The sequence below is a fragment of the Microbispora sp. NPDC088329 genome (assembly GCF_040685655.1).
Classification (GTDB): domain Bacteria; phylum Actinomycetota; class Actinomycetes; order Streptosporangiales; family Streptosporangiaceae; genus Microbispora.
In genome coordinates, this window is record NZ_JBFBIP010000013.1 from 22,196 (window position 1) to 49,039 (window position 26,844).

Consider the following 26,844-nt stretch of genomic DNA (forward strand, 5'->3'; position numbering starts at 1 on the left):
CGGCGCTGCGCGGGAGTGGAGCTCAGCGCAGCGCGGCGAGCTGGTCCTCGAACCAACGCTGGGGCGGCAGGGCGGTCGCGGCCTCCCGCAGCCGCAGCCCGCGGGTGAGCCGCTCCTGCTCCGGCAGCGTCAGCGCCTCGTGCAGCGCCGCCGCCGTGCCGGACACGTCGTAGGGGTTGACCAGCAACGAGTCGGCCCCCAGCTCGGCCGCCGCGCCCGCCTCCCGGGACAGCACCAGCGCGCACCGGGGCGACAGGATCGGGCCCTCCTTGGCCACCAGGTTCATGCCGTCCCTGATCGGGTTGACGAGCAGCACGTCGGCGAGCCGATAGGCGGCAAGTGAGCGCGGGTAGTCGTCGTTCACGTTGAGGATCAGCGGATCCCAGTCCTCGGTGGCGTACTCGTCCTCGATCTCCTTCGCGCAGCGCTGCACGGCCGCCGTGTACTCGCGGTACTCCGGCAGGTCGTGCCGTGAGGGGTAGGCGAACGCGAGATGGACGACTCGGCCGTGCCACTCGGGGTGGGCGGCGAGGAACTCCTGATAGGCCCGCAGGCCGCGCACGATGTTCTTGGACAGCTCGGTGCGGTCGATGCGCACGATCAGCTTGCGGTCGCCGACGTGGTCCCTGATCGCGGTCATGTGCGACTCGACGTCCGGCTCGGCCGCCCGCGCCCGCAGCGTCTCGCCGTTCACCCCGAGCGCGTGGACGCCGATCCGGGTGGTGCGCCCGTCGAACGTCACCGTACGGGCGTCGCGGTCCACCCGGGCCCCGAGCAGCGTCTCACAGCAGTCCATGAAGGCGCGGGCCCAGCGCGCGGTGAGGAACCCGGCGTGATCGGCGCCGAGGATGCCGGTCAGCACCTCCGCCATGACGTCCCCGGGCAGCAGCGCGAAGTACTCGGGTGGCGCCCAGGGCGTGTGCGAGAAGTGGGCGATGCGCAGGTCGGGCCGCTCCACGCGGAGCATCGCCGGGGTCAGCGTCAGGTGGTAGTCCTGCACCATGACACGCGCGCGGTGCGCCGCCTCCTCGGCCAGGGCCAGCGCGAAGGCGCCGTTGTACGTGCGGTACGACTCCCACTCCCGGCGGAAGCGCGTGCCGAACTCGGGGGCGAAGGGCGTGTTGTAAAGCAGGTGGTTGACGAACCAGAGGGTCGAGTTGGCCACGGCGTTGTAGGCCCGGTGGAAGACCGCGGGCGGGATGTCCAGCATGCGGATCGGCCCCGTCTCGAAGGCCCGGTCGAGCCGCCCGCCGGGCGCCTGGCGCACCGCGCCCCGGTCGCCGTCCGACAGCGCCGCGCAGACCCACAGGACGTCGGTGTCCCTGACCACCTCGGACAGGCCGGAGACGAGCCCGCCCCCGCCCCTGCGCATGGTCAGGCCGCCGTCGTCCGACAGCGTGAAGGACACCGGGCCCCGGTTGGACGCGATCAGAACGGTGCTGCTCATCTTGGGGTTCCCTCGATCAGAGCGGGCGCGCATGCCGGAAGATTAATAAAAGCCGACCTCCGTCAATAGGATGTCAACCGATCGCGGGAGGGCTGAATACGGCATGGCACTGGACGACACGACCGAGGACCTGGCCCGATCGGCTGCCCAGGGGGACCATCGCGCGCTCGGTGAACTGCTGCGGCGCATCGAGCCCGACGTGTTGCGGCACTGTGAGCGGCTTCTACCGTATCGGCAGGACGCCGAGGAGGCCGCGCAGGACACGCTGCTCGCCGTGGCGCGCAACATCGCGAGGTTCGAGGGGCGGGCCAAGTTCAGCACCTGGCTGCACATCGTGACCGTGAACTGCGCGAGGACCACCTACCGCACGCTCAAGCGGCGCTCGTCGGAGCAGGCGGAGGAGCTGCCCGAGCAGCGGCCCGATCCTCGGAGGGTGAGCGTCATCGCCGGGTCGCGGCTCGACCTGCTCGACGCGATGGAGGCGCTTGAGGCCGAGCGGCCCGACCTCGCTCAGGCGCTCGTGCTGCGCGACATCTGCCAGCTCGACTACGCGGAGGTCGCCGACCAGCTGAAGATCCCCCTCGGGACGGTCAAATCCCGTATCCACCAGGCACGCAAGTACGTGCAGACCGCTCTTGGCGAGGCGTACGGCTGATACAAATCGTCTCATGATTTGAGACGACGGAACGGACACAGGGGACGCCGGGGTACAGTGCTAGTGCCGCGATCGGCGCGATTCGCCCGCACGGTGCGGCGCTTCACGGACCTTCTCGCGAAGGTCTCACAACTGAACATGCTCATCCAGAGGGGTGGAGGGACCGGCCCTGCGAAGCCCCGGCAACCTCCCCGGTGTCGTACTCGTGCCCACGAGGCCCGGCCGGGACAGGTGCCAATTCCGGCTCGCGGCCAGGGTGGTCGCGAGCGAAGATGAGGGAAAGGCCTCGCTTCATGGCGCACACCAGCACTGCCGCTAACCCCGTCGAGTTCGGCCCCGCCACCGGTCTTTCGTGCCGCGAGTGTGGCGCTCTCTATGACCTCGGCCCGATCTTCGCCTGTACGGAGTGTTTCGGCCCACTTGAGGTGGCGTACGAGTTCGGCGAGATCCGCCGGGAGGACATCGAGTCCGGCCCGGCGAACATCTGGCGGTACCGCTCCCTGCTCCCCGTCCCCGCCGACGTGGCGGCCAAGCCCAACCTCCAGCCCGGCTGGACCAAGCTCGTGAAGGCCGACAGGCTGGCGGCCGAGCTCGGGCTGCGGTCGCTGCACGTCAAGGACGACTCCGGCAACCCCACGCACTCCTTCAAGGACCGGGTCGTCTCGATCGCGCTGGAGGCCGCGCGCAATTTCGGCTTCCACACCCTGTCGTGCTCCTCCACCGGCAACCTCGCCGGCGCGGTGGGTGCGGCGGCCGCCCGGGCCGGGCTGGACTCCTGCGTGTTCATCCCCGCCGACCTGGAGCCGGCCAAGGTCACCATGGCCGCGGTGTACGGCGGCCGCCTGGTCGCCCTCGAAGGCACCTACGACGAGGTGAACCGCTTCTGCTCCGAGCTCATCGGTGACGAGCTGGGCGAGAAGTGGGGCTTCGTCAACGTCAACCTCCGGCCTTACTACGCCGAGGGCTCCAAGACGCTGGCGTACGAGATCGCCGAACAGCTCGGCTGGCGGCTGCCCGACCAGATCGTCATCCCGGTGGCCTCGGGCTCACAGCTCACCAAGATCGACAAGGGCTTCCGTGAGCTGATCAAGCTGGGGCTGGTCGAGGAGCGGCCCTACCGCATCTTCGGCGCCCAGGCCGAGGGCTGCTCGCCGGTCTCCCGGGCCTTCAAGGCCGGGCAGGACGTGGTGCAGCCGGTGCGGCCCGACACCATCGCCAAGTCCCTGGCGATCGGCAACCCGGCGGACGGGCCGTACGTGCTCGACATCGCCCGGCGGACCGGTGGCGCGGTGGAGGACGTGAACGACCAGGAGGTGGTGGAGGCGATCCGCCTGCTGGCCAGGACCGAGGGCGTCTTCGCCGAGACGGCGGGCGGCGTCACGGTCGGCGTGCTGCGCAAGCTGGTGCGCGAGGGCCGCCTCGACCCCGACGCCGAGACCGTGGTGCTGAACACCGGCGACGGGCTCAAGACGCTCGACGCGGTGGCCGAGCACGCCCGTCCCACGGCCGTCATCCGCCCCTCTCTCGACGCGTTCCGTGCGGCATTCGCCAACTGAAAGCGTTTCACAAGGCCCATCGGCAGCAACGAAAGCGAGCGAACAATGAGCGTTTCCGTACGGATTCCGACGATTCTCCGGACGTACACCAACGGAGCCGCGGAGGTGAGCGGAGAGGGGGGAACGCTCCGCGAGGTCCTGCAGAAGCTGGACGCGGACTACCCCGGCATCGGCGGGCGCATCCTGGACGAGACGGGCAAGATTCGGCGTTTTGTCAACGTCTACGTTGGGGAAGAGGACGTCCGATTTGTTGACGGCCTCGACACCGCCACCCCGGACGGGGTGCAGATTTCGGTCATCCCCGCCGTCGCCGGAGGCTGAGCCGCCGCACCGGGGCTGAGCACCTGAAGTGCACTTCTACCGTGAAGAAGTCATACGGTGCTATGACAAAAGGTGCAGCTCTCAACTATTCACCGGTAAAGTGAATATTCTTCGGTACCGCTTTGAGCGAACGCCAAGTAGTAGTTTGCGGATTGACTCTGTTGTCCTACGCCTTGACGCGGGTATGGTCGAGGACGATCGACGAAACCGGGGGCTTCTTGGGTGTGGTCCCCAGCCCAGCAAGAGGAGTCGGAAGTGGCGCAGGGCACCGTCAAATGGTTTAACGCGGACAAGGGCTATGGCTTCATCGCGGTAGACGGTGGGAAGGATGTGTTCGTCCATTACTCGGCAATCATGATGGACGGCTACAAGGCCCTCGAGCAGGGTCAGCGGGTTGAGTTCGACATCACGCAGGGTCAGAAGGGCCCACAGGCGGAGGCCGTTCGGGCCGTCTGATCCCGTCAACGACCATCGAAAGGCCCGGCTCGCGGCCCCCGCGAGCCGGGCCTTCCGCTGTATTTCCCGCTTCGCTCGCCGGGTCGCTCACACCCGCCGTCTTCCCTCGTCGCTGCTTGGTCGCTTCGCTCCCGCGCAGCTCCTCAGTCCAGACGCCGGCGCGCCCCGACGGCTCGCTCGGTGTTCCCCGCTTCGCTCGTCGGGGCGCTCACTCCCAGCGTCTTCCCTCGTCACGTGCTCGCTCGTTCCTCGCTGCGCGCGTTCCTCAGTCCAGACGCCGGCGCGCCCCGACGGCTCGCTCGGTGTTCCCCGCTTCGCTCGTCGGGGCGCTCACTTCCGGCGGAGGCGCGCCGGGGACGCGGCCCTCGTCGCTGCTTGGTCGCTTCGCTCCCGCGCAGCTCCTCAGTCCAGACCGGCGGCGCGCCCCGACGGCTCGCTCGGTGCGGCCTGCTGGGCTGTTCTGGACATACCGTCCAAGCTGGTCAGAGTGGCTTCCGCTTGCACTCTCAGGGGGAGAGTGCTAAATACTTGTTTGGCACTCTGAGGTCGAGAGTGACAACAACCGGGATCGGGGCGATGGGGCCCGCGCAGGGATAGCGGGTCCAAGCCGTCGCGGGCGTCGGCTCGGTCCGTTGAAGACACCCTGCTACTGGGAGGTCTAGCCTAATGGCTGCCAAGATGATCGCGTTTGACGAGGACGCCCGGCGCGGTCTCGAGCGCGGTATGAACCAGCTCGCCGACGCCGTGAAGGTGACCCTCGGCCCCAAGGGCCGCAACGTCGTGCTGGAGAAGAAGTGGGGCGCCCCCACGATCACCAACGACGGTGTCTCGATCGCCAAGGAGATCGAGCTCGAGGACCCGTGGGAGAAGATCGGCGCCGAGCTCGTCAAGGAAGTCGCCAAGAAGACCGACGACGTCGCCGGTGACGGCACCACGACGGCTACCGTGCTCGCCCAGGCGCTGGTACGCGAGGGTCTGCGCAACGTGGCCGCCGGCGCCAACCCGATGGCGCTGAAGAAGGGCATCGAGGCCGCGGTCGAGCGCGTCAGCGAGGAGCTGTCGAAGCTCGCCAAGGACGTGGAGACCAAGGAGCAGATCGCCTCCACCGCCTCCATCTCCGCCGCCGACACCGAGATCGGCGCCCTCATCGCCGAGGCGATGGACAAGGTGGGCAAGGAAGGCGTCATCACCGTCGAGGAGAGCAACACCTTCGGCCTGGAGCTCGAGCTCACCGAGGGCATGCGCTTCGACAAGGGCTACGTGTCCGGCTACTTCGTGACCGACCCGGAGCGCATGGAGGCGGTCTTCGAGGACCCCTACATCCTGATCGTCAACTCCAAGGTCTCGGCGAACAAGGACCTGCTGCCGCTGCTCGACAAGGTCGTGCAGTCCGGAAAGCCGCTGGTCATCATCGCCGAGGACGTCGAGGGTGAGGCCCTGGCCACCCTGGTCGTCAACAAGATCCGCGGCCTGTTCAAGTCCGTGGCCGTCAAGGCTCCGGGCTTCGGCGACCGCCGTAAGGCCATGCTGGGCGACATCGCCACCCTCACCGGTGGCCAGGTCATCTCCGAGGAGGTCGGCCTCAAGCTCGAGAACGCCACTCTCGACCTGCTCGGCCGCGCCCGCAAGGTCGTCATCACCAAGGACGAGACCACGATCGTCGACGGCGCCGGTGACGCCGAGCAGATCGCCGGCCGGGTCAACGAGATCCGCGCCGAGATCGAGCGCACCGACTCCGACTACGACCGCGAGAAGCTCCAGGAGCGCCTCGCCAAGCTGGCCGGCGGCGTCGCCGTCATCAAGGCCGGCGCGGCCACCGAGGTCGAGCTCAAGGAGCGCAAGCACCGCATCGAGGACGCCGTCCGCAACGCCAAGGCCGCGGTCGAGGAGGGCATCGTCCCCGGCGGTGGCGTGGCCCTGCTGCAGGCCGGCGCCAACGCGTTCGACAAGCTCGAGGTCAACGGCGACGAGGCCACCGGTGCCGCCATCGTCCGCAAGGCCCTCGAGGAGCCGCTGAAGCAGATCGCCGTCAACGCCGGCCTCGAGGGCGGCGTCGTGGTGGAGAAGGTCCGCAACCTCCCGGCTGGTGAGGGCCTCAACGCCGCGACCGGCGAGTACGTCAACATGTTCGAGTCCGGCATCATCGACCCGGCCAAGGTCACCCGCTCGGCGCTGCAGAACGCGGCGTCCATCGCGGCGCTGTTCCTGACCACCGAGGCCGTCATCGCCGAGAAGCCCGAGAAGGAGAAGGCCCCCGCCATGCCCGGCGGCGGCGACATGGACTTCTGATCCATCTGCCTGCTTCGTCTCAGCGGAAGGGCGGTTCCCCCTCGGGGGAGCCGCCCTTTCCCGTTTTCGCCCCAGGCTCAGGTGAGGCGCCTGACCCAGCGGGCGCAGTCGGTCTGCATCGCGTATCCCGCCGCCGTCCAGGCGTGGTGCGCCAGGGCGTTGTCGTGCAGGACCATCGCGTCCGCGCGGAACGCGCCGAACGCCCGGAACCGCTCCTCCGCGGCTTCGATCAACCGTGAACCGATGCCCATGCGCCGGTGGGCGGGGTCCACGGCGAGCCGGTAGAGGTGGGCCCGCCAGCCGTCCCATCCGGCGATGAGCGTGCCGACCATGCGGCCGTCGATCTCGGCGATCAGCAGCGCCTCGGGATCGCGCTCGATCAGAGCCACGACCTTGCCGGCGTCGTCGTGCCTGTCGGTGTTCTCGGCGGCCTCACGCCAGAACCGCAGGACGGTCTCGACGTCCTCGGAGACGCCGTTGCGGATTCGTACGTCCGGTGCGTTCATCGCAGCTCCTCGGGCAGCTCGCGGCTGTGCAGGATGGCCAGGGAGGTCACGGCCCGGGTGAGAACCACGTAGAGGCGGGCGAGGCCGCGCTCCTCGGCCTCCGCGATCGCGGCCGGCTCGGCGACGATCACGTGGTCGTACTCGAGACCCTTGGCGAGCGTCGCCGGTATCAGCAGCACCCGGTCGTCGCCCGTCGAGTCCGGGCCGAGCACCGTGTGCGGCACCGCCGCGGCCTCCAGGGCCGCCGACAGCGCGGGGAGGGCGAAGTCCGCCGCGATGACCCCGATGGAGCCCTCCTGCGCGAGGGCCTGCCGCACGGCCTCGGGGAGGGCGGCGGCGACGTCGGCCTCGCGGCGTACGGACAGGGAGCCGGCGCCGGGGCGCAGCGAGCGCGGCGGGGCGAGCTCGGGCGCGACGGAGGGCAGCAGCCGCGCGGCGAAGTCGAGGATCTCGCGGGGCACGCGGAAGCCCAGCGTGAGCTCGGTGACCTCGCCCCCGGGCTGGCCGAGGTGATCGAGTACGGTCTTCCAGGAGCGTGCCGACCAAGGGGTGGTGCCCTGCGCGAGGTCGCCGAGGACGGTCGCCGATCCGGTGCGGCAGCGGCGTCCGAGCGCGCGCAACTGCATCGCCGACAGGTCCTGCGCCTCGTCCACCACGAGATGCCCCTGTGACGGGGTCCGCTCGATCAGGTCGCCGAGCTCGTCCAGCAGCGCCGCGTCGGCGGCCGTCCACTTGGCCGACCGGTGCGACTTGTACGGCTTACGCCACACGATGAGCTGCTGCTCCTCGGGCGTGAGGTCCGACCGGGCGGCCCTGGCGAGGAACTCCGCGTCCGACAGCAGCCGGAACAGCACCTGCTCGGGGGTCAGCTTCGGCCAGACGGCGTCGAGCACGGCCTTGACCGGCTTCGAGCGGGCCACCGCGTCCTGCACCCGGTCGTCGGGCGACTCGCCGCGCCGTTCCATCTGGACGAGCACGGCGTGGGCGAGGCGCTGGGCCAGGGTGGCGCGTCCCGGGCCGTACCTCGTCGTGCCGCGCAGCGAGGCGACGATCTCGCGGACCTCGTGGTCGGGCACCCGGTAGCGGTTGACGCCCTTGGTGAACAGCACCCCTTCGACGGGCTTCGTGACGTGCAGCCACAGCGCCCGCTTCACCACCTCGGCCATGCGGGCGTCGCCCTTCACGGCCGCCACCGCGGGGTCCTCGGGATGAGCGTGGTCGCCGAGGACGCCGGCCACCGTCTTCTGGTCGACCTTCACCTCGCCCAGGGCGGGAAGCACCGAGGAGATGTACGCGAGGAAGGCCCGGTTGGGGCCGACGATCGTCACGCCCGCGCGGGACAGCTTCTCCCGGTGGGTGAACAGCAGGTAGGCCGCGCGGTGCAGGCCCACGGCGGTCTTGCCGGTGCCCGGCGCGCCCTGCACGCAGACGGTCACGCCGAGGTCGGCCCGGACGATCTCGTCCTGCTCCGGCTGGATGGTCGCCACGATGTCCCGCATCGGGCCGGTGCGGGGCCGCTCGATCTCCTCGGTGAGCAGCCTGCTCTGCCCGAGAGCCCGGCCGTCGAGCGGTTCGTCCTCATACGCCGTGAGGTCGCCGCCCTGGTAGCCGAATCTGCGGCGCAGCCTGATACCCATCGGGTCGGCGGGACCGGCCTGGTAGAAGGCACGTGAGATCGGGGCGCGCCAGTCGATCACGAGCGGGCGGCTGCTCTCGTCGTGGACGTGCCTGCGGCCGACGTAGACCGTGGTCGGCAGGTCGTCGTCGAACGCGCGGTCCAGGCGGCCGAAGAACAGCGGAGTGTCGGGGTGATCGGCTAGGGCGGCCACCCGCTGGTCGAGCAGGCCCTGCAGGACCTGCTGCGACACCCAGTCGCCGGCGGCGTCCGCCGACAGCGACAGCGCGTGCTCACGCATCGCTCGCAGTGCGGCGCGGGAGGCCGCGAGATGGGCGCGCTCGGCTTCGAGCACATTTCCGGGCATACGAAAACTCCTCAGGGCATGGCGAGGACAGGGCTGGTGGAAGCGGGAAGCACAAGAGCTTAGCGATGGACGCCCCGATGCCGAAACGGTATTTCTCGCGCGTGTCGCCGTTTCCCCGGGCGGGTATCTGTACCCGGGTGACGCGCACCGTGGTTCCTCCGGCGATCCCGGCGGCGGCGAGCCTGCTGCTCGCCACGCTGTGGGGGTTCGCGGTATTCGGCGACTGGGGCAGGCGGGCCTTCTGCGAGACGAGCCTGGAACCGTCGCCGGGGTGCGCGGACCGGATCGCCTCGGTGATCGCGGTGTCCGTCGTGGTCGCCGTGGTCGCGGCGTGCCTCACGGGGATGGCCTGGCTCGCTCGGCGCGAGTCCCTGTACGGCGTCGCCGTGGTGGTCTGGGCGGTCGCGGTGGGGGTGCTGTTCGTCGGCGGCCTCGCCGTGCAATGACCGAGTCCGGTGACCGGCCCGGAAACCTTCCGGCGACGATGGTGGAGCGCTCCACTATCGGGCTGCCGGGGAAACGGCATGCGGCAGTGGGGTGATTTGTCCTAGAACGTCCTGTTGTATGAGTCGTAGGGGTTCATCGGCGGCGCGCGGTAACGGGCAGCAGAAACCAGAACTAAGACGAAAAATGCGCATATTGTGTGATTCGCCTTGTCTGCTGGGTATTGCCGCCATCACGACTGCTTCATGTGAGGGTTAGGCACGAGGGGGTGATGTGGTGACAAGGCCCAAGGGCATTTCCTGGACCTAGGACACGACTGGGTTGCGTCTGAGTGACACACGCCCTGCCGCCCGGTCCAGGTGGCGCGCTCGCCGTGCCGTCGCCCCACCCACGGAGATTCTCGTGGGTGGAGCGGAGCGGGCAGGTTGAGCTCGGCCGGCCTTTCGGCCCCCGCCCGGCCCAGCGCCCGCCACGGGCCCTGTGCCAGGTCGTGCGCCCCGGCTCCCCGCCCGGGGGGATCAGCGCCCGGGGGGATCAGCGCGCGGGGGTCCTCCTCGCCCAGGGGATCAGAGCGCCGGGTCCTCCTCGCCCACGTCGTCGGCGTCGATGATGTGGTAGGCGTAGCCCTGCTCGGCCAGGAACCGCTGCCGGTGCGCGGCGAACTCCTGGTCGACGGTGTCGCGGCTGACCACGGAGTAGAAGCGTGCGCCGCCGCCGTCCGCCTTGGGACGCAGCACGCGGCCGAGCCGCTGGGCCTCCTCCTGGCGCGAACCGAACGTGCCGGAGACCTGGATCGCCACGGCGGCCTCGGGGAGGTCGATGGAGAAGTTGGCGACCTTCGAGACCACCAGCACCCGGATCTCCTTGTCGCGGAACGCCTGGAACAGGCGCTCGCGCTCCTTGACCTTCGTCTCGCCCTTGATGACCGGCGCGTCCAGGTGCTCGCCCAGCTCGTCGAGCTGGTCGATGTACTGCCCGATGACCAGCACCTGCTCGTCCGCGTGACGCCGCACCAGCGCCTCGGTCACCCTCGTCTTGGCGGGCGTGGTCGAGCAGAAGCGGTAGCGCTCGTCGCTCTCGGTCATGGCGTAGGCCAGGCGCTCGTCGTCGCTGAGCGTCACCCGCACCTCGACGCACTCGGCGGGCGCGATGTAGCCCTGGTTCTCCATCTCCTTCCAGGGCGCGTCGTACCGCTTGGGCCCGATGAGCGAGAAGACGTCGCCCTCCCGGCCGTCCTCGCGCACGAGCGTGGCGGTGAGGCCGATGCGCCGGCGGGCCTGCAGGTCGGCGGTCATCCGGAAGATCGGCGCGGGCAGCAGGTGGACCTCGTCATAGACGACCAGCCCCCAGTCGCGGGCGTCGAACAGCTCGAGATGCCGGTAGGTGCCCTGCCGCCGGGTCGTCATGACCTGGTAAGTGGCGATCGTGACCGGGCGGATCTCCTTCTTGGTGCCGGTGTATTCGCCGATCTCGTCCTCGGTCAGCGAGGTACGCCTGAGCAGCTCCTGCTTCCACTGGTGGGCCGAGACGGTGTTGGTGACCAGGATCAGCGTCGTCGCCCGGGCGTGCGCCATCGCCGCCGCGCCGACGATCGTCTTGCCCGCGCCGCACGGCAGCACCACGACCCCGGATCCGCCGTGCCAGAAGGCGTCGGCCGCCTCCTTCTGGTAGGGCCGGAGCGTCCAGCCGTCCTCGCGCAGGTCGATGGGGTGGTGCTCGCCGTCGACGTATCCGGCCAGGTCCTCGGCCGGCCAGCCGAGCTTGAGCAGCGTCTGCTTGATGTTGCCGCGCTCCGAGGGGTGGACGGCGACGATGTCGGCGCCGTAGCGATCCCCGACCAGCGGCTGGATCTTCTTGGAGCGCAGTACCTCCTCCAGCACGGCGCGGTCGGTGCTGGTGAGCACCAGGCCGTGGATGGGGTGCTTCTCCAGCCGCAGCCTGCCGTACCGTGCCATGGTCTCGGCGATGTCGACGAGCAGCGCGTGCGGCACGGGGTAGCGGCTGAAGCCGATCAGCGCGTCGACGACCTGCTCGGCGTCGTGCCCGGCGGCCCGGGCGTTCCACAGCGCGAGCGGGGTGACCCGGTAGGTGTGGACGTGCTCGGGCGCGCGTTCCAGCTCCGCGAACGGGGCGATGGCCTTGCGGCACTCGTCCGCCCTCGGGTGGTCGACCTCCAGCAGCAGCGTCTTGTCCGACTGAACGATCAGCGGCCCGTCACTCAATGCCTGCCCCCCTCGTACGGCTTACCGCATATCAAACACGAGGCCGGGCCGAATCAGTCCCGGTCTCGCGAATGCCGCAGGGGTGCGATCAGCCCGCGATCAGTCGAGGTGGCCGTTGATCCCGGCCCAGATGACCGCGCCGACCCCCAGCACGACCAGCACGACGTTGATGCCGATGGCGATCCACGCCCACTTCAGCAGCCCGCGCGCCTGATCGGGGTTCGTGTCCACCTTGCTGAGCGCGATCCCCGACAGGATCGCCCCGGCGATGCCGCCGAGGGTCACGTAGCAGCTCAACGACAGCACGATGCTGACGACGAGGGCCACGATCGCGTGCGTGCGCGGGCCCTCCTGCCGCGGGGGGTAACCACCGGGCGGGTAGTAGCCGTACTGCTGCTGCTGGTACGGATTCGGCCCCGGCTGCCCGTACTGCTGGTTCGGGTCGGGGTTCGGTGTCCCGTACGGCCCGTACTGCTGGTTCGGGTCGGGGGCCGGTGCTCCGTACGGTCCGTACTGCTGCTGGCCATAGGGGTTGGAGCCGGACGGCGGTCCATAAGGATTGGAGCCGGACGGCGGTCCATAGGGATTGGACGGCGTCTGCCAATCCTGGGGTCCCTGCCCCGGCTGCTCTGGAGTCGTCACCCTGAAATCCTTTACTACGGGAGATCTCAAGGTTTACCACGAACAGGTCATCTTCCGATCTCGCCGATGCCGGTGATCCGATGTAGGGCGAAGCGATGGACGGTCGCCCGGGTCTCGTCGTACGCGGTGAGGAAGCCGCCCTCGATCCTGGCCGGTTCGAGGATGCGGCTGGTGGCGTGGCCCTGTGAGTCCCGATAGCCGATCCACACCCGCGTTCCCTGACGGATGGCCTCCCGCAGGGCGCTGATCGTGGTGGTGGAGGGGGAGTGCGGCACCTCACCCTCCGGTGCATCCACGGGCGTCCGCCGCGCGTCTCCCGCCCGGATCGCGCGCACGGCGGCGTCGATGACCTCGGGGTCGGGCGCGGTGTTCGCGGTCACCCGGGCGGTGAGCTGTCCCTCGGTCCGCCGGGCGTCCGCCCGCGCGACGACCACGTCGCCTTCCAGCGACTCGGCCACCGGCGCGTACCCCATCGCCCGCAGCGAGTCGACCAGCGCGGCCCGCGACGTCTTGGACGCCAGCACGGTCGGCGCGAGCCGCCGCAGCCGCAGCAGGTGGGCCCGCTTGTCGGCGAGCACCTCGTCGAGCAGGGCCGGGTCGTCGCACCGGATGTACGCCGACGCGGCGCCGACCCGGATCCGGCCGTGGCGGCGGGCGACATCGGTCACCAGGTACCTCAGCGGCTGCGGGACCGGGGTCGCCGAGTGCCGTTCCAGCACGGCGAGCAGGTCGTCGGCGGAGTGACCGGCGTCGAGCGCCCGTCGGACCGACTGCTCGCCGAACCGGTAGACCGTGGCGCCGCCCTTGGACTCCACGTCCGCCATCAGCGCCAGCCGGCGGCCGAGGCCGGTGGTCAGCGGGCCGGGCGCCACGGCGGTGAGGTCGGCCTGCAGCAGCACGTGGTCGACCGGCTCGGGCAGCAGCGGGCCGAGCAGGCTCGCGGCCGTGTCGTCGCCCCGGGCCACCGCCCGGCCGTGTGAGGACGGCACGCCGAGCCCGGTCACGCCGATGTGCTCGGCCTCGCGCAGCGCGAAGCGTACGAGCCTGTCGCGCAGCGCGGGGCGGCGACGGGGCTGCTCCCACGCGAGGCGGGCCAGCACGGACTCGGGCGTCGGCGCGAGGCCGGGCGGCGCGGACTCCAGCACGGCAAGCGTCCGCGCCCGCGTCTGCGCGGCCCCCGGTCTGCGCAGGTCGGGGTGGAGGGCGTTCAGCGGGCGGTCCCGGTCGTCCCGCTCGCCGATCAGCCCGGGGGCGCGTTCCATCGCGGCCCACGCACGGGCGAGCACGGCCCACCGGTCCTCGGTGGCCTTGATCCGCCAGCCGTCGTAGCCGCCCGTCGGCAGCCATTCCCCCTCGCCCGCCGCGACCAGCCCGGCCGCGTGCGCGACCTCGACGACCAGCCCCGCCGCCCACTCCGGCAGGTCGAGGAGCTGGGCCGTCCGCCTGAGGTCGCGTACGGCGAGGCCGCCCGCGCGCAGCACGCCCGGCGGGTCCACACTCCACACCTCGCACAGCTCTTCGACCGTGCGCACGAACGTGAAGGCCTGGCCGGCGGCCGTACGGTCGGCCAGGTCCTGGTCGCGTACGGCGCCGTCCAGAGCGGGCGGGCCGGGGGACAGATCGCGGTGCACGCGGCCGTCGCGCAGCACGAGGGCGACCTCGCGGGGAAGCGCGACGGTCTCCTCCCCGGTCGCGCCCAGCAGCCCGCGGGCCAGCAACTCCTCGATGGGCGACTGCGCGCTCGCCGTGTCCACCTCGCGGCGGGCGTTCGGCAGCCGCCCGGTCGCCGGGCCCCAGACCAGCCCGTCCAGGGCCGTTCTGGCCTGTGGGGAGACCTCGTCCAGGAGCCGGCCGACCGTCGTCGGCTCGGCCAGCAGCGCCGCGAGACGCTCCCTGCCGTCCGCCTGCGCCCCATCCTCGTACGCCGGGTCGACGTCCCGCAGGAGCACGTCGAGCCGTTCCGGCGCGTGGTGGCGGAACACCTCGGCGGCCGGCGGCCCGAGGGCGGCCGGCGGCTCGAGCGCGTCGGCCACGCCCGGCGCGGGCAGCAGCGCGCCCTCGCACTCGTAGGCCAGAGCACGCGTGGTCAGCAGGTCGAGCGCGGCGTCGAGAGCGGCCCCGACCGCTTCGTCGTCCTGATCATCCGGAACGGCGCGGCGGAGCGGCGGCAGCAGGGTTTCCCGGGTGGCGGGGCCGGGCAGCAGGGCCAGCGTCTCCAGCACGGCGAGCGAGAACCGGTCGAGCCGGTCGAGCGCGCGGCCGATGGCCGAGGGACTGCAGGCCCGGGCGGCGAGGCCGTCGATGTGGGCGGGGACGGGCGTCACGAGTTCGGGCCGCGCCGCCACGAGCGCCCGCAGCCGCTCGTCGGAACGGCCGCGCAACCACTCGCTGAAGTCCGTGCCCGTCATCTTCTCCATGGTAGGGCGGCGCGTTCATCCGGCCGCCTGAGCGCCCGTACGGCAGGGGTTTCGCGCACTCACGGAGAAGATCCACAAGAATCTCGTCACGGGATGCTTCATTGGCCCTTTGGTGGGTCCACGGGGGCTCTCTCTGGGCATAACCTACATCCAGTCACCTTCACGACAGTCTGAACGAGGTCACCCCTGTGCCGAGTGGCAAGGTCAAGTGGTACGACGCCGACAAGGGTTTCGGCTTCCTCACCCGCGACGACGGCGGTGAGGTCTTCGTGCATTCCTCCGCCCTGCCCAAGGGCGCCGAGGCGCTCAAGCCCGGGCAGAAGGTCGAGTTCGGAGTCGCCGAAAGCCGCCGCGGCCAGCAGGCGCTCTCGGTGCGGGTGATCGACCAGCCCCCCACGCTGGCCAAGACCGCCAAGGGCAAGGCGAAGCGGAAGAAGCCCGACGAGATGGTCGTCATCGTCGAGGATCTGATCAAACTGCTCGACGACATCTCCAACTCCTACCAGCGGGGCAAGCACCCGGACGCGGCGCACGCCAAGAAGATCGCGACCGTGCTGCGCGCCGTGGCCGACGATCTCGACGCATAGTCGACGCGTCGCCGACGCGTAGTCGGCGCCCGGGAAGTGACGCCCGCCGCCCGGCCTCGTGGGCGTGGGCGGCGGGCCCCCGGAGAACAAACGTGCCGCGAAAGTTCGGGCGCCCCGGTAATCATGTGCCCCGGGAGTTCAGGTGACCGCGGCGGCGCGGGCGGCGAGCCTGCGGCGGCGGAGCGTGACGAGGTGGCCGAAGGAGAGCGCGAGGGCGGCGGACATCACGCCGAGCCCGGCGGGACCGGCCACGAACAGCGACATCACCAGACCCAGCAGGCCGCCGAGCACCCAGGCGATCTGAAGCAGTGTCTCGGCGACGCCGAACGCCGAGGAACGCACCTCCTCGCCGATCTCGCGCTGCACGATGGCGTCGAACGCGAGCTTGCCGAGGCCCTGGGCGAACGCGCCCACGAGTGCCACGGCGGCGGCGGTCCACACGGTGAAGAAGAACGCCGCGGCGACGGTGGCGAGCGTGGCCAGCGCGAGCGTGGCCATGACGGTCAGGTGCGGCGACCGGGAGCGCGACCAGGAGCCGGCCGCGGCGCCGACGAGGCCGCCCGCTCCCGCGGCGACGGCCAGCAGCGCCAGCGCGACCTTCGGGTCCACGCCGCGCAGGTGGCCGTCCTGCACGAGGAACAGCAGGAAGAACACGAGGAAGCCCGACTGCACCCGGATCGCGGCGTTGGCGCCCATGGCCTCGCCCACCACCGGGCCCAAATTGAGCACGGTGCGCCAGCGGGGCCGCGGCTCGTCCTCCTCCAGGTCGGGCGCGTCCACGTGCCGCGGCAGCCGTACGGCGAACACCCCGGACAGCAGGAACAGCGGCACGGCGCCGCGCAGCACCCAGTCGGCTCCGGCGGCGGCGGACAGGCCGGTGGCCACGCCGGCGCCGACGCCGGCCGAGACCAGCGCGAACAACGCGACCCTGGCGTTGGCGGTCACCAGCGGGATGTCGGCGGGCAGCACGCTCGGCATGATCGCCGCCCGGGACACGTTGTAGGCCTTCGACAGGACCAGCACGGCGAGCGCCGAAGGGAACAGCGTGACGGCGTCGGAGGTGTGGATCGCGCCGGCCATCCCCCAGCACAGCAGGCCCCGCGCCAGCAGGGTGCCGGCCATGATGTAGCGGCGGCCCGAGCGGAGCCGGTCGAGAACCGGCCCGACGAAGGGCGCCACCACCGCGAACGGCAGCATCGTGATCAGCAGGTAGGCCGCGACCTGACCGCGGGCCTGGCCGACCGGCAGCCCGAACAGCAGCGCCCCGGCGAGGGCCACGGTGACCAGCGCGTCTCCGGCCGAATGGGCGGCCGTCAGCTCGATGAGGTGGCCGAGACCGGTGCGGCCCGCTCCCTGGGCGTGCGTGAGACGGCGCGTCGCCCGCGCCGGCGCTCTCACAACACCCGCGACTTTCGCCCAAATCTTCACCATAGGCACCGAGGGTCCTTTCAAGATTTGCCCATCGAGTCGGTGCGGTCCGCTCGCGGCGTGGGTGAAAATGGAGTGTGAGTCGTACCCGAATCCGTAGCACTCCAGTCGACCAGGCCTGTGCGGCGGCGGTCGACCTCGCCCGCCGGGCCGCGGAAGAGACCGCGCGTCCCGGGGAGGTGGGAGAGCACCTGGGCTTCGACAACGAGGGCGACCGGGTCGTCACCCATTACTTCGAGTGCCTCGACCGCGCCTACCGCGGCTGGCGCTGGGCGGTCACCGTCACCCGTGCCTCCCGTGCGCGCGTCGTAACCGTGAGCGAGACCGTGCTGCTGCCCGGTGCGGGCGCGCTGCTCGCGCCCGCGTGGGTGCCGTGGAACGAGCGGCTGCTCCCGGGCGACCTCGGCGTGGGCGACCTGCTGCCGACCGAGGCCGACGACGACCGGCTCGTGCCCGGGTTCGCCTCCGCCGACGAGGACATCGACAAGCAGATGGCCTTCGAGCTGGGACTGGGACGCGCCCGCGTCCTGTCGGTGCTCGGCCGGGACCTGGCCGCGCGGCGCTGGCGGGCGGGTGAGTCCGGCCCGCACACCCCGATCGCGAACGCCGCCCCCGCCCAATGCTCCACCTGCGGCTTCTACTGGCCGCTCGCCGGAGCGCTGGGCCTCGGCTTCGGAGTCTGCACCAACGAGTACGCGCCGGACGACGGCCGCGTGGTGTCGGCCGACCACGGCTGCGGGGCGCACTCCGAGGCGACCACCGTTCCCTCGATGGTCACGGATTCGGCGCCGCCGATCCTGGACGACCTGGGATACGACATCATCGAGCCGGGCTCGGCGGACGAGGCCGGCTCCGAACCCCTGGGCCACGTCTGATCATGTTCGATACCGCGCGCCTGCGTGACACCGTTCTCGCGGCCTGGACGGCCTCACCCGCACGCTTCCGCGAGGACGCCAACGCCGAGGAGGACTTCGCCCTCGGCGGCTACCGCGACCGGCTGGTCGTGGAACTCGCCCAGAACGCGGCCGACGCCGCGATGCGGGCCGGTGTGCCGGGCCGCCTGCGGCTGACGCTCGCCGACGGCGTGCTGCTGGCCGCCAACATCGGCGCGCCGCTCGACCAGGCCGGTGTCGAGGGCCTGTGCACCCTGCGCGTCTCGGGCAAGAAGGACGAGGCGGGAGCGGCCGGCCGATTCGGCGTCGGCTTCGCCGCCGTGGTGTCGGTCACCGACGCGCCCGCGATCGCCTCCCGCGCCACCGGAGGCGTGCGGTGGTCTCGTGAGGAGACCGCCGGGCTGGTCGCGGCCCGGCCGGAGCTCGCCGCCGAGCTCGAGGGTCGCGAGGGGCACGTCCCGCTGCTGCGCCTGCCGTTCCCCGAGGACACGCTCGACGTGCCCGAGGGCTACGACACGGTCGTCCGGCTCCCGCTGCGCGACCAGGCCGCCGAGCAGGTCGTACGGCGGATGCTGGAGGAGGCGGGGCCCGCGCTGCCGCTGTCGATGCCGGCGCTGGAGACCGTCGAGATCGAGGTGGACGGGCGGACCCGCACGATCACGGGCGAGGGCTGGCACGTGGTCGCCGACTCGGGGACGTTCACCCCGGAGCAGGTGGCCGAGCTGTTCGCCGACCGGCCGACCGAGGAGCGGGCCCGGCCGTACTGGGAGGTCCGCTGGGCCGTCCCCGTCGATCGCCGCGGCGACATGCCGGGGGTGGTGCCGGGCGTGGTGCACGCGCCGACGCCGAGCGACGAGCCGCTCGACCTGCCCGCCCTGCTCATCGCGTCGTTCCCGATGACCACCGACCGGCGGCACGTCGCCCCAGGACCGCTCGCCGATTTCCTGGTCACGCGGGCCGCGGCGGCGTACGTGCGGCTGCTGGGCGAGCTGCCGGCGACCCCGGACCTGCTCGGTCTCGTGCCCGGCCTGATGGGCAAGGGCGCGCTCGATGCGGCGATCAGGCGGGAGATCGTCGAGGCCCTGCCGGACACGCCGCTGCTGCCGACGATCTGCGACGGCGTCGTGCCCGGCAGCGAGGCGAGGGCGGTCGAGGGGCCGGCCGAGTTCCTCGCGAAGGTCGCCGGTATCGTCCCCGGGCTGCTGCCGGCGGGCTGGGCCTCCCGGCGCCCGGCCCTGACCACGCTCGGCGTGCGCCGGGTCGACCTGGCCGACGTCGTCGACATGCTGTCCGGCGAGGCCGTGGAGGACAAGGACCCGGCGTGGTGGCGGTCGCTGTATGAGGTGCTGCCCGCCGACGACCTGGAGGCGATCGGCGCCATCCCGGTGCCGCTGGCCGACGGCCGCCTGGTGCGCGGCCCGCGCGGCACGCTCGTGCTCTCCACCGAGGGCTCCCTGGACCCCTCCCTGCTGGGGCCGCTCGGGCTGCGTATCGTCCATCCGGACGCCGTCCACCCGCTGTTGCTGCGGCTGGGCGCGGCCGAGGCGACCCCGCGTACGGTGCTGGAGGACCCGCTCACCCACGCGGCCGTGTCCGAGTCGCTGAACAGCGCCGACCCCGAGCCGGTGGCCCAGGCCGTGCTCGCCCTGGTCGACGCGGCGGGCCTGACCGCGGGGGAGGCCCCGTGGCTGGCCGAGCTGGCGCTGCGCGGTGCCGACGGCGAGCTCTACGCGGCGGGCGAGCTGCTGCTGGCCGAGGGCTCGCTGGCCGGTCTGATCGACCCCGAGGTGCCCTTCGGCGTCGCCGCGCCCGACCTGGTGGAGAGGTTCGGCCCGCACGTGCTGGCGGCGGCCGGGGTGCTCGACGGCTTCGCCGTGGTCAACGACTCCGACGTGCTGCTCGACCCCGCCGAGTGCGACCACGACCTCGACCTCGAGGACGAGTGGCTGGAGTCCGTGCTCGACCTGCTGCCCGGCCTGCTGGACGCCGATCTCGACGTGCCGCCGGTGGTCCGGGAGTTCACCGCCGTCCGCGACCTGGAGTATGTCGCGGACTGGCAGAACGCGCTCGCGCTGCTGTCGCGGCCCCCGCTGCGCGCCGCCCTGCGGCCCATGCGGGTGATCGCGGCGGGACAGACCGTGGAGGTGCCGTCGTACACGGCCTGGTGGCTGTCGCGGCACCCGGTGCTCGGCGGGCGCAAGCCGACCGAGCTGCGGCTCCCGGCGGGCGACCCGCTGCTGTTCGGCCTGTACGGCGAGGCCCCCGCGGGGATCGACGAGACCGCGCTGACGATGATCGGCGTCCGGTCCACCCTCGCCGACCTGCTCGGCTCGCACGGCGGCCCGGAAGAGCTGCTCGACCTGCTGGCCGACACGTCTGCGGAGGTCGACCGGGCCCAGCTGCGGTCCCTGTGGATCGCGCTGGCGGCCGTCGATCCCGCCCGGGTGAGCCCGCCCGAGGCCGTACGCGCCGTGCTGAAGGGCACGGTCACGGTCGCGGACGTCGAGGACGGCCCGGTCGTGGTGGAGGCGCCCGACCTGCTCCCTCTGGTCGAGGACCGGCCGCTCGTGCTCGCGCCGTTCGACCTCGCCGAGGCGCTGTCGGAGGTGCTCGACCTGCCGCTCGCCGGGGAGGAGGTCACCGGGGCGGTCACCTCGACCGGCGCGGAAAGGCCCGTGCCGCCCGAGGTGCGCTCGCTGCTGCCCGCGGCGCCCTCGACGTATGTCGAGCACGACGAGCTGCTCGTGGACGGCAGGCCGGTGCCGTGGCGGTTCTACGAGGGCGTGGTGCACGCCACCGGCGTCGACGGCCTGGCCAGGGGTCTCGCCTGGGCGGCCGGCCAGTGGGGCGACCGCCTCGCCGTGGCGGCGCTGCTCCGCGACCCCGCCCGGGTCCCCCTGCTGCTCGCCGAGGCCGACCTCGACCCCACGGCCTCGATCTAAGCCTCGTAGGAGACCCGGCCGGGCGTGGTGAAGTACGCGGCGCTCTCCGCGTCCGCGGGGTAGTACGACTCGATCGCGACCTCGTCCAGGGTGACGTCCATCGGCGTGCCGAACGTGGTGGTGGTCGAGAACAGCCGCAGTTCCCGTCCGCCGAAGCGGAAGATCATCGGAACGGCGATCTCGGACTCGATCGGGTGCCGCGCGTCCTCGCGGCCCGGGCCGGGAGCCAGCAACTCCTCGTAGAGCGCGGTCAGCTCGGCGCTGGGAGCGACGACGAGCTGACGCCCGATCCGGACACGGAGCAGCGCACGCACCTCGGCCAGGTTGACGATGTGCGGAGCGAGCCCGCGCGGGTCCAGCCCGAGCCGCACCATGTTGACCGGCGGCCGCAGCAGATCGGGCGCGACGTGTGCGAGGAACGGGTCGAGGGCGCTGTTGGTCATCACGATGTTCCACCGGCGGTCGACGACCAGCGCGGGGTACGGCTCGTGCGCCCGCAGGACCCTCCCGATCGCATCCCGGGCGGCCGACAGCGCGTCCCCGCCGAGCGGCCGCTCGGCGTAGCGGGGTGCGAAGCCGGCGGCGAGCAACAGCCGGTTGCGCTCGCGCAACGGCACGTCGAGCTGTTCGGCGAGCCGAAGGATCATGTCGGCGCTCGGGTGGGACTTGCCGGTCTCCACCAGGCTGACGTGGCGGGCCGAGACGTCGGCGGCGATCGCGAGATCCAGCTGGCTGAGCCGCCGGTGATGCCGCCAGCGCCGCAACAGTTCCCCGACGGCGTGCATGGCCGCCGATGCTACCGGATTCGTCCGCAGTGCTCCGGTCTTCAGGCCGGGGGTGAAGCGGACTCTCCCGCGTAGCGGGACAGGGAAAGCCGGTTCGCCGTCAGGCGGATCGGCGTCTTAGCAGATCAGACGGGGCGGTTGTGCTGCTCGATGTACTGGTTGAGGGCGCTGATCGGTGCGCCGCCCACGCTCCCGGCGAAGTAGGAGCCCGACCACAGCGTGTTCGCCCGGTAGTAGTGGCGGGCCAGTTCGGGGAACTCGGTCCGCATCCGCCGGGAGGACACCCCTTTCAACGAGTTGGCGAGGCGGGACAGGGCGGCGGGATGTTCACCAGCAGGTGCACGTGGCCGGCCTCGCCGTTGGAGCCGGCCAGTTCGCAGTCCACGTCGGTACAGACGTTCCACATGATCTGCCTCATGCGCTCCAGGTGGGCACCGGTGAACACCCGATGCCGGAACGTGGTCACGGAAACCATAGGGGTGTGCCGGCCGGAAACGCCGCCCCTGCTTGCCCTGACTCCCCGTACTCGCCCATCAACGGATGGTAAAACCTTGGTGTGCGGCTTCGGTACAACTACCGGCCTGTCCCCGACGCCGGGTCAGCGTCACGCGCTGGCACGGGCCTTCGGGTGCGCCAGAGTGGTGTTCAACGACGGGCTGCGCCTGCGGCGGGAAGCCCACGCCGCCGGGTTGCCGTACATCTGCGACGGGGAGTTGTCCACGCGGGTCATCACCGAGGCGAAGAAGACCCCGGAACGCTCCTGGCTGGCCGAAGTCTCAGCCGTGGTGTTGCAGCAGGCGCTTGCCGATCTGAGCACCGCCTACCGGAACTTCTTCGCCTCCATCACGGGCAAGCGGCAGGGGCCGAAGGTCGCCCCGCCGAAGTTCCGGTCCCGCAAGGACAACCGGCAGGCGATCCGCTTCACCCGCAACGCCCGGTTCCAGGTCACGGCGGGCGGGAAGCTGCGCCTGCCGAAGATCGGCGATGTGCCGGTTCGCTGGTCGCGGGACCTGCCCCCCGAACCATCCTCGGTGACGGTGGTCAAGGACGCCGCCGGGCGGTACTTCGCATCGTTCGTGGTCGAGGTCGCCGAGCGGCCCCTGCCGCCGGTCGAGCCCGAGGCGGGGATCGACCTGGGCCTGTCGGCCTTCGCGGCCCTGTCGAACGGCCGGAAGATCGACTCCCCGCGTTTCCTGCGCCGGGCCGAAAAGAAGCTCAAGCGGCTCCAGCGGGCGTTGTCCCGCAAAGCCAAGGGATCGAACAACCGGGCCAAGGCCCGGCAGAAGGTTGCCCGCCAGCACGCGAAGGTCGCCGACGCGCGCCGCGAGTTCCACCACCAGCTGTCCACCCGGATAGTCCGCGACAACCAAGCGATCTACGTGGAGGACCTGGCGGTCAAGGGGCTGGCGCGCACCAGGCTGGCCAAGAGCGTGCATGACGCGGGCTGGTCGCAGTTCGTGACCATGCTGGAGTACAAGGCTCGCCTGTACGGGCGGGTCTTTCACCGGATCGACCGGTGGTTTGCCTCCTCCAAGCTGTGCTCGGAATGCGGGGCACTGGCCGAGTCCATGCCGCTGAACGTCCGGGAGTGGACCTGCCCCTGCGGGGCGGTCCACGACCGGGACGTCAACGCCGCCAAGAACATCCTCGCCGCCGGACGGGCGGAGAGACCAAACGCCTGTGGAGCGCGGGTAAGACCAGGCCCTGGCCTGGCACAGCGCGAGGAAGCAGGAAGCCTCAGAGGTGTCACGTGAACGCGCGGCACGGGCTGAATCCCCGGCCTTCAGGCCGGGGAGCGCGTCAATCCCGGGCGAGCCGTACGCCGATGAAATGCCACTTCATCGACAATCCACGCCAACGGCGGAAACACTGCCGGTCATGCCAACCAAGGACATGACCACAGACAACGGCAGCATCGTGCGGCAGGCGCTGGCCGCGCTGATCGCGACAGGTGACGTCGACGCGCTCGCGCCGTCGCTGAGCGACGATTTCGTCCACCACCGGCCGGACGCGACGAGGACCAAGGCGGAGTGGCTCGCCGCCGTCCGCGCCGCGTTCGTCCCGCTCGCCGGCATGCAGGTGGAGATCCGGCACGTGCTGGCCGACGGTGACCACGTCGTGATGCACTCGCGGCGCCGGCTGCCCGGTGCCGGGCCGGAGATCGCGGTCGTCGACATCTGGCGGCTCGACGGCGGGCTGATCGCGGAGGCGTGGGAGATCATCGAGCCGGTGTCCGAGGCGAGCGCCCACCTGACGTGGTGGGAACCCGCTGATCACTGACCGGCCACGGGCCGGCGTTGGCGACGGTTGTCGCGTTCCGCCCCTCAGGGGCGGCGGGGTTCCGACTCGCCCACGTCGGCGGCGGGGACGGACTCGCTCAGCCGGGCGTCGCGGCGGCGGACGTACACGAGGCCGAACAGGCCGAGGCCGATCCCGGCGACGCAGACCCAGACCGGCCGCGGGCCGGCGGGCTTGACCACCAGCAGCACGACGGCCAGGGCGATCACCCACATGACCGTCCCGGCCAGGATCGTGAGGGTGTCCCTCGTTCTGAGAGGCATGGGGTCCGGGCGGCGCTCGCTCACGCCAGCCAGCTTAGAAGGTCACGGCAGCGACCCGGTATCTTCATGACAAACCGGTCACGAAAGGACAACGCTGCTCCCCTGGCTCTTTCCGCGGATGGTAAGGGCCTGCGACTCTGCGCGCGTGAATGCGAACCCCATGAACACCCCTAATTTTCTCGATCGATACTTCTCCATCTCAGCCCGTGGATCCTCCGTCGGACAGGAGGTCCGCGGCGGCTTCGCCACCTTCTTCACGATGGCCTACATCGTGGTGCTCAACCCCCTCATCATCGGCACCGTCGCCGACAAGACGGGCCAGTTCCTCGGTGACGGCGAGAACCCCAACATCGCGTTGGTCGCCGCGGCCACCGCGTTCGCCGCCGGCATCCTCACCATCATCATGGGCGTCTTCGGCCGGGTGCCGTTCGCCCTGGCCACCGGCCTCGGACTGAACGCCTTCCTCGCCTTCGGCATCGCCAGCCAGATGTCGTGGGAGGACGCGATGGGCCTGGTGGTGCTCGAGGGCATCGTCATCGCGATCCTCGTGGTGACGGGCTTCCGGGTGGCGGTGTTCCACGCCATCCCGGCACAGCTCAAGACCGCGATCAGCGTCGGCATCGGCCTGTTCATCGCGCTGATCGGGTTCGTCGACGCCGGGTTCGTCCGGCGCATGCCGGACGCGAGCAACACCACGGTCCCGGTCAAGCTCGGCGCGCTGGGCAACGGCTCGCTGACCGGGTGGCCCACGCTCGTCTTCGTCGTCGGCCTGCTCGTGACGGCCTTCCTCGTCGCCCGCAGGGTCAAGGGCGCCATCCTGCTCGGGATCGTCGGCACGACCGTGCTCGCCATGATCGTCGAGTGGATCGGCAAGATCGGGCCGCAGACTCCCGACGGGAGCAACCCCAACGGGTGGTCGCTCAACGTGCCCGCGTGGCCGAAGAACTTCATCGAGCTGCCCGACCTGTCGCTGCTCGGCCAGTTCAGCCTGTTCGGCAGCTTCGCCAAGATCGGCGGCCTGGCGGCCGTGATGTTCGTCTTCACCCTCATGCTCGCCGACTTCTTCGACACCATGGGCACGATCGTCGGCGTGGGCCGCCAGGCGAACCTGGTCCAGGAGGACGGGACCGTCGAGCGCACCAAGGAGATCCTGCTCGTCGACTCACTCGCGGCGGCGGCCGGCGGCGCGGCCGGCGTCTCGTCCAACACGACCTACATCGAGTCGGCGGCCGGCGTCGGCGAGGGCGCGCGTACCGGTCTGGCGAGCATCGTCACCGGCGTGCTGTTCCTGCTGGCCATGTTCTTCGCCCCGCTGACGGAGATCGTGCCGTTCGAGGCGGCGACCCCGGCTCTCGTGGTCGTCGGCTTCCTGATGATGACCCAGGTCAAGGAGATCGACTTCAGCGACTTCGAGACCGCGATCCCCGCGTTCCTGACCATCGTGCTCATGCCGTTCACGTACTCGATCACCGCCGGCATCGGCGCGGGCTTCGTGAGCTACATCGCCATCAAGGTGTTCCGCGGCAGGGCGCGCGACCTTCACCCCCTGATGTGGCTGGTGGGCGCGCTGTTCGTCGTGTATTTCGCGCTGGAGCCCATCAAGAGCCTGCTCGGGCTGTCCTGACCCGCGCCGTACGGAGGCCGCCGTGGCCGTGCCGCGGCGGCCTCTGTTTGTCGGTGGGCCGGATTAGGGTCGTGACGTGGCCGTGAGGGGACAGCGGACGGTGCCGGTGGAGCTGCTGCCGCGGCTGCGCCTGGCCAGGGACCGCATGGACCGCGACTACCGGAGCGAGCTCGATCTCGACCGGCTCGCGGCCGTCGCCGGGGTCTCCAAGTTCTACTTCGTCCGCTGCTTCGAGGCGGCGTACGGCGAGACGCCGATGCGCTACCTCACCCGGCGGCGGCTTGAGCGCGCCCAGGACCTGCTGCGGTTCGCCAACCTGACCGTGACCGAGGTCTGCATGGCCGTGGGGTTCAGCAGCCTGGGGTCGTTCTCGGCCAAGTTCCGCCGGATGGTGGGAGAGAGCCCGAGCGAGTACCGCGACCGGTGGGCGGCGCGCGGCGGCCCCCGCGTCCCCGGCTGCTTCCTGTTCATGAACGGAGTGCTCGACCTGCGTGGTGCGCCGAAGCGGGACGACGATTGTGCAATTTCGGAGAAGCCCAGGTCAGAGGGGTCAAAGTAGCATCTGGCGCATGATTCGGAACGTCTCCTTGATCACGCTTTACTGCCGGGACCAGGACGAGGCCCGCGACTTCTACGTGGACGTCCTCGGCTTCGTCCCCAACGCCGACGTCCAGTTGGACGGGTTCCGCTGGGTCACCATCAACCACCCGGACCAGCCGGAACTCGAGATCACGCTGATGAAGCCGGGGCCGCCGCTCGACGAGGAGGGTGCCGACTTCTATCGCAGGCAGCTCGACAAGGGCCAGGCCGGCGCCCTGGGGCTGCGCGTGGACGACTGCCGCAAGACCTGCCGGGAGCTCACGGCCAAGGGCGTGACGGTCCTGCAGGAGCCCGCGGACCGGCCGTACGGTGTGGAGGCGGTTATCCGCGACAACCAGGGCAACTGGCTCGTCCTGGTCGAGCCGAAGGAGTTCGCGCCGGAGGACTTCGCCTGACGCGATGCGCGTACACAGGCCCGGCCCCCACACGGGGGCCGGGCCTTGATCGTTCATGCCCCGGACCGCGCCGGTACGGTGTGTCGCGATCC

General features: G+C 71.0%; 23 protein-coding genes, 1 pseudogene and 1 riboswitch. Of the genes and pseudogenes, 14 read left to right on the plus strand and 10 right to left on the minus strand.

What is annotated here, in order from left to right; translation table 11 throughout:
* Positions 1 to 22: 22 nt before the first annotated feature.
* On the minus strand, positions 23 to 1,447 hold the full coding sequence (locus tag AB0O28_RS23375) for a trehalose-6-phosphate synthase (protein WP_363643439.1): 1,425 nt from the start codon (positions 1,445 to 1,447) through the stop codon (positions 23 to 25).
* A gap of 103 nt (positions 1,448 to 1,550) precedes the next feature.
* Here AB0O28_RS23375 and AB0O28_RS23380 point away from each other — a divergent pair, with 103 nt between their 5' ends.
* The 5 genes from AB0O28_RS23380 to groL all read left to right on the plus strand — a co-directional run bounded on the left by AB0O28_RS23380 (position 1,551) and on the right by groL (position 6,724).
* Entirely contained in the window at positions 1,551 to 2,102 is a 552-nt protein-coding gene (locus AB0O28_RS23380; protein WP_363643441.1) for an RNA polymerase sigma factor, read from the plus strand.
* Positions 2,103 to 2,241: 139 nt separating this feature from the next.
* Positions 2,242 to 2,381: riboswitch (SAM riboswitch) on the plus strand.
* A gap of 14 nt (positions 2,382 to 2,395) precedes the next feature.
* On the plus strand, positions 2,396 to 3,658 hold the full coding sequence (thrC, locus tag AB0O28_RS23385; protein ID WP_363643443.1) for a threonine synthase: 1,263 nt from the start codon (positions 2,396 to 2,398) through the stop codon (positions 3,656 to 3,658).
* A 45-nt stretch (positions 3,659 to 3,703) separates the two neighbouring features.
* Complete coding sequence (locus tag AB0O28_RS23390) at positions 3,704 to 3,979, plus strand: MoaD/ThiS family protein (protein ID WP_363643445.1); 276 nt, start codon at positions 3,704 to 3,706, stop codon at positions 3,977 to 3,979.
* A 255-nt stretch (positions 3,980 to 4,234) separates the two neighbouring features.
* Positions 4,235 to 4,435 (plus strand): cold-shock protein, encoded by a 201-nt coding sequence (locus tag AB0O28_RS23395; RefSeq protein WP_030509192.1) that lies wholly within the window; start codon positions 4,235 to 4,237, stop codon positions 4,433 to 4,435.
* A 666-nt stretch (positions 4,436 to 5,101) separates the two neighbouring features.
* Positions 5,102 to 6,724: a chaperonin GroEL gene (gene groL, locus AB0O28_RS23400; RefSeq protein ID WP_363643447.1), complete on the plus strand. Its 1,623-nt coding sequence runs from the start codon at positions 5,102 to 5,104 to the stop codon at positions 6,722 to 6,724.
* 77 nt (positions 6,725 to 6,801) lie between these two features.
* On the opposite strand, the gene AB0O28_RS23405 is transcribed toward groL, so the two are convergent.
* Together AB0O28_RS23405 and AB0O28_RS23410 are read right to left on the minus strand one after the other, a co-directional pair.
* Entirely contained in the window at positions 6,802 to 7,230 is a 429-nt protein-coding gene (locus tag AB0O28_RS23405) for a GNAT family N-acetyltransferase (RefSeq protein WP_363643449.1), read from the minus strand.
* Positions 7,227 to 9,212, minus strand: a complete 1,986-nt coding sequence (locus AB0O28_RS23410; protein WP_363643451.1) for an AAA family ATPase — start codon at positions 9,210 to 9,212, stop codon at positions 7,227 to 7,229. Before AB0O28_RS23410 ends, AB0O28_RS23405 begins: the two co-directional genes overlap by 4 nt.
* Before the next feature lie 137 nt (positions 9,213 to 9,349).
* Between AB0O28_RS23410 and AB0O28_RS23415 the strand changes: the two genes are divergently transcribed.
* A complete protein-coding gene (locus tag AB0O28_RS23415; RefSeq protein WP_363643453.1) occupies positions 9,350 to 9,658 on the plus strand; it encodes a hypothetical protein in 309 nt (102 codons plus the stop codon).
* A 564-nt stretch (positions 9,659 to 10,222) separates the two neighbouring features.
* Here AB0O28_RS23415 and AB0O28_RS23420 read toward each other — a convergent pair.
* The 3 genes from AB0O28_RS23420 to AB0O28_RS23430 form a co-directional block, all read right to left on the minus strand.
* On the minus strand, positions 10,223 to 11,878 hold the full coding sequence (locus AB0O28_RS23420; RefSeq protein ID WP_363643455.1) for a DNA repair helicase XPB: 1,656 nt from the start codon (positions 11,876 to 11,878) through the stop codon (positions 10,223 to 10,225).
* Positions 11,879 to 11,977: 99 nt separating this feature from the next.
* Complete coding sequence (locus AB0O28_RS23425; protein WP_363643457.1) at positions 11,978 to 12,520, minus strand: hypothetical protein; 543 nt, start codon at positions 12,518 to 12,520, stop codon at positions 11,978 to 11,980.
* A gap of 47 nt (positions 12,521 to 12,567) precedes the next feature.
* A complete protein-coding gene (locus AB0O28_RS23430) occupies positions 12,568 to 14,928 on the minus strand; it encodes a helicase-associated domain-containing protein (protein WP_363643459.1) in 2,361 nt (786 codons plus the stop codon).
* Positions 14,929 to 15,125: 197 nt separating this feature from the next.
* Between AB0O28_RS23430 and AB0O28_RS23435 the strand changes: the two genes are divergently transcribed.
* Complete coding sequence (locus AB0O28_RS23435; RefSeq protein ID WP_363643461.1) at positions 15,126 to 15,524, plus strand: cold shock domain-containing protein; 399 nt, start codon at positions 15,126 to 15,128, stop codon at positions 15,522 to 15,524.
* 138 nt (positions 15,525 to 15,662) lie between these two features.
* Here AB0O28_RS23435 and AB0O28_RS23440 read toward each other — a convergent pair whose 3' ends face one another.
* Entirely contained in the window at positions 15,663 to 16,922 is a 1,260-nt protein-coding gene (locus AB0O28_RS23440; protein ID WP_363643463.1) for an MFS transporter, read from the minus strand.
* A 107-nt stretch (positions 16,923 to 17,029) separates the two neighbouring features.
* Here AB0O28_RS23440 and AB0O28_RS23445 point away from each other — a divergent pair, with 107 nt between their 5' ends.
* Positions 17,030 to 17,827 carry a DUF3027 domain-containing protein gene (locus tag AB0O28_RS23445; protein ID WP_363643465.1) on the plus strand — a complete coding sequence of 266 codons (798 nt, stop codon included), beginning with the start codon at positions 17,030 to 17,032 and terminating at the stop codon, positions 17,825 to 17,827.
* Positions 17,828 to 17,829: 2 nt separating this feature from the next.
* Positions 17,830 to 20,787 carry a hypothetical protein gene (locus tag AB0O28_RS23450; protein ID WP_363643467.1) on the plus strand — a complete coding sequence of 986 codons (2,958 nt, stop codon included), beginning with the start codon at positions 17,830 to 17,832 and terminating at the stop codon, positions 20,785 to 20,787.
* Here the strand turns inward: AB0O28_RS23450 and AB0O28_RS23455 are convergent.
* Positions 20,784 to 21,572 carry a helix-turn-helix transcriptional regulator gene (locus tag AB0O28_RS23455; protein ID WP_363643469.1) on the minus strand — a complete coding sequence of 263 codons (789 nt, stop codon included), beginning with the start codon at positions 21,570 to 21,572 and terminating at the stop codon, positions 20,784 to 20,786. The genes AB0O28_RS23450 and AB0O28_RS23455 overlap by 4 nt on opposite strands.
* A 125-nt stretch (positions 21,573 to 21,697) precedes the next feature.
* A pseudogene (gene tnpA, locus AB0O28_RS23460) lies at positions 21,698 to 22,047 on the minus strand (IS200/IS605 family transposase).
* A gap of 79 nt (positions 22,048 to 22,126) precedes the next feature.
* On the opposite strand from tnpA, the gene AB0O28_RS23465 reads away from it, so the two are divergent.
* Together AB0O28_RS23465 and AB0O28_RS23470 are read left to right on the plus strand one after the other, a co-directional pair.
* Complete coding sequence (locus tag AB0O28_RS23465; protein ID WP_363643471.1) at positions 22,127 to 23,326, plus strand: RNA-guided endonuclease TnpB family protein; 1,200 nt, start codon at positions 22,127 to 22,129, stop codon at positions 23,324 to 23,326.
* Positions 23,327 to 23,450: 124 nt separating this feature from the next.
* Positions 23,451 to 23,852 (plus strand): nuclear transport factor 2 family protein, encoded by a 402-nt coding sequence (locus AB0O28_RS23470; RefSeq protein WP_363643473.1) that lies wholly within the window; start codon positions 23,451 to 23,453, stop codon positions 23,850 to 23,852.
* A 44-nt stretch (positions 23,853 to 23,896) separates the two neighbouring features.
* Here AB0O28_RS23470 and AB0O28_RS23475 read toward each other — a convergent pair whose 3' ends face one another.
* Entirely contained in the window at positions 23,897 to 24,157 is a 261-nt protein-coding gene (locus AB0O28_RS23475) for a DUF2530 domain-containing protein (RefSeq protein ID WP_363643475.1), read from the minus strand.
* A gap of 136 nt (positions 24,158 to 24,293) precedes the next feature.
* Here AB0O28_RS23475 and AB0O28_RS23480 point away from each other — a divergent pair, with 136 nt between their 5' ends.
* From AB0O28_RS23480 to AB0O28_RS23490, 3 genes are all read left to right on the plus strand, one after another.
* The gene (locus AB0O28_RS23480) at positions 24,294 to 25,757 is read left to right on the plus strand and encodes an NCS2 family permease (RefSeq protein ID WP_363643477.1); all 1,464 of its coding nucleotides are present in this window, start codon (positions 24,294 to 24,296) and stop codon (positions 25,755 to 25,757) included.
* A 76-nt stretch (positions 25,758 to 25,833) separates the two neighbouring features.
* Positions 25,834 to 26,316 carry a helix-turn-helix transcriptional regulator gene (locus AB0O28_RS23485; protein WP_363643479.1) on the plus strand — a complete coding sequence of 161 codons (483 nt, stop codon included), beginning with the start codon at positions 25,834 to 25,836 and terminating at the stop codon, positions 26,314 to 26,316.
* Between the two features lie 10 nt (positions 26,317 to 26,326).
* On the plus strand, positions 26,327 to 26,752 hold the full coding sequence (locus AB0O28_RS23490; RefSeq protein ID WP_363643481.1) for a VOC family protein: 426 nt from the start codon (positions 26,327 to 26,329) through the stop codon (positions 26,750 to 26,752).
* Positions 26,753 to 26,844 lie beyond the last annotated feature (92 nt).

Bases quoted from the DNA above. Each gene is read 5' to 3' on its own strand.
- AB0O28_RS23375 (WP_363643439.1), bottom strand. From the start codon at position 1,447: ATGAGCAGCACCGTTCTGATCGCGTCCAACCGGGGCCCGGTGTCCTTC.
- AB0O28_RS23480 (WP_363643477.1), top strand. From the start codon at position 24,294: ATGAACACCCCTAATTTTCTCGATCGATACTTCTCCATCTCAGCCCGT.
- AB0O28_RS23405 (WP_363643449.1), bottom strand. From the start codon at position 7,230: ATGAACGCACCGGACGTACGAATCCGCAACGGCGTCTCCGAGGACGTC.
- AB0O28_RS23380 (WP_363643441.1), top strand. From the start codon at position 1,551: ATGGCACTGGACGACACGACCGAGGACCTGGCCCGATCGGCTGCCCAG.
- thrC (WP_363643443.1), top strand. From the start codon at position 2,396: ATGGCGCACACCAGCACTGCCGCTAACCCCGTCGAGTTCGGCCCCGCC.
- AB0O28_RS23410 (WP_363643451.1), bottom strand. From the start codon at position 9,212: ATGCCCGGAAATGTGCTCGAAGCCGAGCGCGCCCATCTCGCGGCCTCC.
- groL (WP_363643447.1), top strand. From the start codon at position 5,102: ATGGCTGCCAAGATGATCGCGTTTGACGAGGACGCCCGGCGCGGTCTC.
- AB0O28_RS23390 (WP_363643445.1), top strand. From the start codon at position 3,704: ATGAGCGTTTCCGTACGGATTCCGACGATTCTCCGGACGTACACCAAC.
- AB0O28_RS23470 (WP_363643473.1), top strand. From the start codon at position 23,451: ATGCCAACCAAGGACATGACCACAGACAACGGCAGCATCGTGCGGCAG.
- AB0O28_RS23450 (WP_363643467.1), top strand. From the start codon at position 17,830: ATGTTCGATACCGCGCGCCTGCGTGACACCGTTCTCGCGGCCTGGACG.
- AB0O28_RS23430 (WP_363643459.1), bottom strand. From the start codon at position 14,928: ATGACGGGCACGGACTTCAGCGAGTGGTTGCGCGGCCGTTCCGACGAG.
- AB0O28_RS23455 (WP_363643469.1), bottom strand. From the start codon at position 21,572: ATGCACGCCGTCGGGGAACTGTTGCGGCGCTGGCGGCATCACCGGCGG.
- AB0O28_RS23490 (WP_363643481.1), top strand. From the start codon at position 26,327: ATGATTCGGAACGTCTCCTTGATCACGCTTTACTGCCGGGACCAGGAC.